The following is a 1,668-nucleotide window of genomic DNA, read 5'->3' on the forward strand; positions in this document are numbered from 1 at the left end:
CGTTTCACTACTTCCGTATAAAGCCCAAGCTTATCGTGAAAATACTGATAAATAAGACTTTTATTATATCCAGCTTCGCTTGCAATCGCGTCAATTCGCGCTGCGGAATAACCTTGCTCGGCAAATAATTGCTCGGCTGCATCAAGAATAATCTCTTTGCTTCGTGCAGCATCATAAGTCCTTTTCTTCTGAACAGCCATCTTAATAAACTCCATTCATTTCAAAAGTAACCAACTGGTTAGATTATAAAAACAATCCATTTTAAAGTCAAGCATAATCACTTTGCCGCCTTATAGCCAGAGACAATCCCCTCCATTATGCAAGCTAACTAAGAGTTGCATTTTTTCCATTGGGTGAATACCCTATTGCAATGAACGCAAATGGAGGATACCCTGATGATTCCGTATTATCCCTATTATGGCTACGAAACAAAGTGCAAACAGGAGCCCCTAACCTTTCCGCCCCAGCATCAAGACAGACAGCCTGGCCTTGAATACAAAATGAACCCGCTACCGATTTCCGACAACCCCGCATATAAAGGAAGTGGAAAGCTGTCCGGCAAAGTAGCGATCATTACTGGAGGAGACAGCGGAATTGGCCGAGCTGTTGCCATTGGCTTCGCCAAAGAGGGTGCTGATGTCGTTATCGTTTATTTGTACGAACGTCAAGACGCGCTTGCAACTCAGCAAATGGTAGCGCAATACGGTGGTCGCAGCCTGCTAATTGAAGGTGATCTTCGCAGGCCAGAGCTCTCCACAGAAATCGTCAGAATAACACTCGAGCATTATGGAAAAATCAATTGCTTGGTGCTTAACCAAGGAGTCCAGTTTCCTCAGACGAGTATTTTGGATATATCGAATGAGCAGCTGGAAGATACTTATCGGACCAATATTTTTCCTCACTTTTATTTGACGAAAGCCGCGCTTCCATATCTTCATCCAGGAAGCACCATCATCAGCACAGCTTCCGTAACGGCTTACGCAGGTGCCCCGCTTCTGGTCGATTATTCATCAACGAAAGGGGCAGTCGTATCTTTTACCCGTTCGTTATCGCTGCAGCTCGTTAATTGCGGGATACGCGTTAATGCTGTTGCACCGGGTCCGATATGGRCACCTCTGACCGTCTCCAGCTATCCAGCTGAATATGTGCAAACATTTGGCGCCAATACGCCAATGAAACGCGCTGGGCAGCCATTCGAGCTCGCTCCAACCTATATTTATTTAGCTTCAGACGATTCATCATTCGTTACAGGGCAGGTATTGCATGTCAATGGCGGAATCATGACAGAGACTTAAGCCTTCGTTGCCTGCTTGCCTTTCCGCAAAACAAGGGGCTGACTCAAAAGTCATTTTGCGATTTTTTGAGCACTACTTAGAACTTATTTTCATCGAGAAAAAGGACCTCAAGCTCCACTATACAGCGGAATTTGAAGTCCTTTCATTTGAAAACGGGGATGTTTCCCTGATGCAAAGACTTTTGCGGCAGCGCCTGCAGCATCTTCATCTAAGTGCAGAAATGCACTTATTTAACCAAATTTTCTTTAAATCTGATCAATTAGAGGTATTAGTACACCTATTTGCAACATTCCAATCTTGTTTGTTAAAAACAGGTGCACTTTTGCACTTATTTGCTCTCCACTATTGGTTCGCGCACATTACAATCATATGA

2 protein-coding genes are annotated in these 1,668 nt (G+C 44.2%); one reads left to right on the plus strand and one right to left on the minus strand.

From position 1 onward, the window contains the following. Positions 1-200, minus strand: a 200-nt coding sequence (locus AB4Z17_RS33375; RefSeq protein ID WP_441964740.1) for a TetR/AcrR family transcriptional regulator, incomplete at its 3' end; no start/stop codon positions are given. A gap of 195 nt (positions 201-395) precedes the next feature. On the opposite strand from AB4Z17_RS33375, the gene AB4Z17_RS33380 reads away from it, so the two are divergent. Next, positions 396-1,295 carry an SDR family oxidoreductase gene (locus AB4Z17_RS33380; RefSeq protein WP_441964742.1) on the plus strand — a complete coding sequence of 300 codons (900 nt, stop codon included), beginning with the start codon at positions 396-398 and terminating at the stop codon, positions 1,293-1,295. Positions 1,296-1,668: the final 373 nt, after the last annotated feature.

Origin of the sequence: Paenibacillus sp. TAF43_2 (assembly GCF_052113545.1) — a bacterium.
Classification (GTDB): Bacteria; Bacillota; Bacilli; order Paenibacillales; family Paenibacillaceae; genus Pristimantibacillus.